At 64.6% G+C, this 4090-nt stretch carries 3 protein-coding genes and 2 pseudogenes; 2 read left to right on the plus strand and 3 right to left on the minus strand.

Annotation, left to right across the window (positions count from 1 at the left end; genetic code table 11):
• Both AC1DZV_RS21695 and AC1DZV_RS21700 read right to left on the minus strand, forming a co-directional pair.
• Positions 1–148, minus strand: a pseudogene (locus tag AC1DZV_RS21695) (3-oxoadipyl-CoA thiolase); the annotation flags it as partial.
• Between the two features lie 128 nt (positions 149–276).
• Positions 277–1698, minus strand: a complete 1422-nt coding sequence (locus AC1DZV_RS21700; RefSeq protein WP_476954560.1) for an NAD-dependent succinate-semialdehyde dehydrogenase — start codon at positions 1696–1698, stop codon at positions 277–279.
• Positions 1699–1875: 177 nt separating this feature from the next.
• On the opposite strand from AC1DZV_RS21700, the gene AC1DZV_RS21705 reads away from it, so the two are divergent.
• Positions 1876–2634 carry an enoyl-CoA hydratase/isomerase family protein gene (locus tag AC1DZV_RS21705; protein ID WP_476954561.1) on the plus strand — a complete coding sequence of 253 codons (759 nt, stop codon included), beginning with the start codon at positions 1876–1878 and terminating at the stop codon, positions 2632–2634.
• Positions 2634–3512, plus strand: coding sequence for a 3-hydroxyacyl-CoA dehydrogenase family protein (locus AC1DZV_RS21710; RefSeq protein ID WP_476952205.1), 879 nt, complete (start codon positions 2634–2636; stop codon positions 3510–3512). The genes AC1DZV_RS21705 and AC1DZV_RS21710 overlap by 1 nt, the downstream gene beginning before the upstream one ends.
• A 162-nt stretch (positions 3513–3674) precedes the next feature.
• Here the strand turns inward: AC1DZV_RS21710 and AC1DZV_RS21715 are convergent.
• Positions 3675–4090: pseudogene (locus AC1DZV_RS21715) on the minus strand (hypothetical protein); the annotation flags it as partial.

The following is a 4090-nucleotide window of genomic DNA, read 5'->3' on the forward strand; positions in this document are numbered from 1 at the left end:
CGATCCGCTCCACGTCGAGGGCCGGGGCGCGCTTCACGGATTCCCGGATCACGTGCGCGGCAAGGTCATCCGGGCGGACCCCGGCGAGGCCGGCACCGAACTTCCCGAACGGCGTCCTCACAGCGTCATAGATAAATGCCTGATTCATGATTTTCCTCTAAGTTCTGCGGCGCCCAACTACGCAGCAGCAGGGGTGGTTTGAGTGCGCAAACGATCCCTGCTGCTGCCTTGGGCTGGCTGGCCGCCCTCGGCGACTTGGCTGTGATTCGAGCTGGCCTACGCTGCCGGGATCCGGATCAGCTTCTTGTTGGCGAACTCATTGATTCCGTATTGCGCCAGTTCACGTCCGACGCCGGAACGCTTCACCCCGCCAAAGGGAAGGTCGGCGGCGCTGCGGCTGATGCTGTTCATCCAGACCATTCCGGTCTCCAGCTGTTCGGCAAGCTGCCGGGCGGCCTCAACATCCGCGGTGTAGATGGAGCTTGAGAGGCCGAAAGGCGAGTCGTTGGCCAGGTCAACAGCGGCTTCGGGAGAGTCCACCCGGTAAACCACAGCGGCCGGGCCGAAGATCTCTTCCGAGTAGGCCCGCATGTCCGGCGTCACACCGGTCAGGACTGTCGCGGGGTAGTAGGCGCCTGAGCCGTTGGGGGCGCCTCCACCCGTGACGGCGGTCGCACCCTTGGAAACGGCGTCCTCGACCAGCCCGGCGATGTCGTCGACGGAGGCCCGGGATGACAGCGGCCCGAAGGTCGTCTGCCCATCGGTCGGGTCGCCCGGGGCGATCTTGGTCATGGCCTCGGTGTAGCGGCGCAGGAACTCGTCGTAGATGTCGCCGACGATGATGAAGCGCTTGGACGCAGTGCAGGCTTGGCCGCCGTTGTACATGCGGCCGGCCACGGCGCCGGCTACGGCTTTGTCCAAATCGGCATCGGGCAGCACGATGAACGGATCGGAGCCGCCTAGCTCCAGCACATACTTCTTCAGATGGCGTCCGGCAATTTCGGCAACGGCGGATCCGGCCTTCTCGGAGCCTGTCAGGGAGACACCCTGCACCCGGGGGTCGGCGATCATGGTGGCGATCTGGCCGCTGGTGGCAAACGCGTTGATGTAGACATCGGCCGGCAGCCCGGCGTCGCGGAAGACTGCTTCGATGGCCAGCGCCGACTGCGGGCAGTTGCGTGAGTGCTTGAGGATCACGGTGTTGCCCAGCACTATGTTGGGTGCGGCGAAGCGGGCCACCTGGTAATAGGGGAAGTTCCAGGGCATGATCCCGACCAGCGGTCCGATGGGTTCGGTGCGGACCACGGCCGAGCCGGGTCCCCTGATCTCCAAGGGTTCATCGCGGAGGAAGCGCTCGGCGTTGTCCGCATAGTAGGCGTAGATCGAGGCCACGAGGGCAACCTCGCCGCGCGCTTCGGCGATCGGCTTGCCCATCTCCAGGGTCAGCAGGGCGGCGAGTTCTTCGGAACGCTCGCGGTGCAGCTCGGCGACGCGGGTCAGCACTGCGGCCCGTTCCGCCAGCGGAGTCGAGCGCCAGCTGCGGTATTCCGTGAAGGAGCGCTTGAGCGCATCCTGCACTTCCTCGTCGGTGAGTGTCGGGAACTCGGCGACGCGCTCTCCGGTTGCCGGGTTGATGGTCGCGTAGTTGCTCATGATCCGGAACTCTTTCTGCAGGTACGTCTTTGTCTTAGCAATCACGATCCCAGCTTCCGGCTATGCAGTCCAATACTTATTAACCTCAAGATCAATGAGGATTTTGGATCAATGACGGCGAGGTGAGCGACTGTCCCCGGGCCTGATCTATCTATTTCCGATAATAATGGCCAGTCTATTAGGTATTGGACGCTGTGTAATTAACGATGCGATGGTGGGCTGGTGAAGACGATCAAAATCCACGAAGCCGGCGCGACCGTCCATATCGAACTCAACAGGCCAGAAGTCCGCAACGCCATAGACCAGCTCATGGTGGACGAATTGCACACTGTATGCGCGGATTTGGAGCGCAATCCCAAAATCCTCATCCTCTCCGGGGCGCAGCTTCCCTCCGGCGGCATCTTTGCCTCCGGAGCCGACATCGCCCAGCTCCGCGAACGCCGCCGTGATGATGCCCTGGCAGGCATCAATTCCGGCCTCTTCCAGCGAATCGCCAGGCTGCCGCTGCCAGTGATCGCAGCCATTGACGGGTTTGCGCTCGGCGGCGGTGCTGAGCTGGCCTATGCTGCGGATTTCCGGATTGCGACGCCACGGGCAAAGATCGGCAACCCCGAAACCGGTCTGGGCATCCTCGCCGCCGCCGGGGCAGGCTGGCGCCTCGTGGAGCTCGTCGGCGAGCCTTTGGCCAAGGAAATCCTGCTCACCGGAAAAGTGCTTGACGGCGCTGAGGCAATGGCTGTTCGGCTGGTCACGGAGTTGCATGAACCAGACCAGCTGATTCCCGCGGCCTTCGCACTCGCGGCCCGGATCGCATCCCAGGATCCACTCGCGGTCCGCCTCACCAAGAGCGTTCTCCACGCCCCAAGGTCAGCACACCCGGCCATTGACGAACTCGCCCAAGGGATCCTCTTTGAATCAGAGGCAAAATTTGAGCGGATGCAGGCGTTTCTGGACCGAAAACAACGCAAAGGAACCAACTAATGACACCGTCCACTCCCCCATTTGAAACCCCGGGCGTCCCTACGAGGGTAGGCGTTCTCGGCGGAGGCCGGATGGGCGCGGGCATCGCCCACGCTTTCCTTGTCTCCGGAGCTGCGGTGACAATAGTCGAACGGGACGAGGCCGCAGCCGCGGCAGCCCGCGACCGCGTGAGAGTGACGCTGGCCAAGGCCCTTGAGAAGGCCGCGGTTCTCGAGGATCTGGATTCGCTCCTCGACCGGTTCGCGGTCTCCACGGACGCCGTCGACTTCGGGGGCGCGAGCCTTGTTGTCGAAGCCGTGCCGGAGGACTTCAAGCTTAAGCAGGACGCCCTGCTCAACGTGGAGCGCCACCTCAGCACGGATGCCTGGATTGCCACCAACACGTCCTCGCTCTCCGTCACCGACCTGGCTGACACGCTCGGCCGGCCGGAACGGCTGTGCGGGTTGCACTTCTTCAATCCGGTCCCGTCCTCGACGCTGGTGGAAGTCATTCTTGGCCCCCGGTCCGCCCCTGAACTCGCCGACGCCGCCACCGGCTGGGTCCGCGGGCTCGGTAAGACTCCCATCGTGGTCAATGACGCACCCGGCTTCGCGAGTTCGCGCCTTGGCGTGGCAATTGCGCTGGAGGCCATGAGAATGCTGGAAGAGGGCGTGGCCAGCGCCCAGGACATCGACGCCGCCATGGAACTCGGCTACCGGCACGCATCCGGACCACTGCGCACCACGGACATCGTCGGGCTGGACGTGCGCCTCGGAATCGCCGAGTACCTGCATGAAACCCTCGGCGAACGCTTCGCCCCGCCCCGGATCCTCCGCGACATGGTCGAGCGCGGCGCACTGGGACGGAAGTCCGGCAAGGGGTTCTACGACTACTCCTGAGCTGTCAGCACCGACAGCCCGACGGCGGCCAGCGATCTCGCTGGCCGCCATTGCGTCTAGCTGAACTTCGTTGAGCAAAACTGGGTTCTTCAACGCAGTCGTGGCGGCGGCGTCCCGCCGATCCCTCCCACCCAAAGAACCGGAAGGCAAACGACCAGCGGCTCACGCACATTGGAGCGGACGGTCCTTCGCGGAAGGGCTTTCCAGAAGTGCCGGCCAGCCCGGATCGTCCGTGTCTGCGGCGGGGAACCAGCGCCCGGCCGTGAATTGATGCCAGTCCGGGAACGGGTCCGGGGGCAGTTCAGTTTCGGGCTTCGGGACGGGATTCTGGCCGGGATGGTAGTCCGGGAAGGGGTCCGGAGGCAGGCCTGGGTCCGGACCCGCGGGCTGGCCTTGAGCGGGGTCCGTGTCGGGATCCGGGCCGGGTTCGTCCGTGGCTGGGATGTGGGGCAGCCAGTCCTCGGGCCAGTGGGGTGGTTCCCAGTCCTGGTGTTCGCTGGGATAGTGCCGTCCGGACGGTGAGGTCCAGCCGGGCGGGTGGTCTTTGCTGGCCCGGTCCGGTGTCCAGGCGGAGGCGT

Source organism: Arthrobacter sp. P1_D12, from assembly GCF_056406175.1.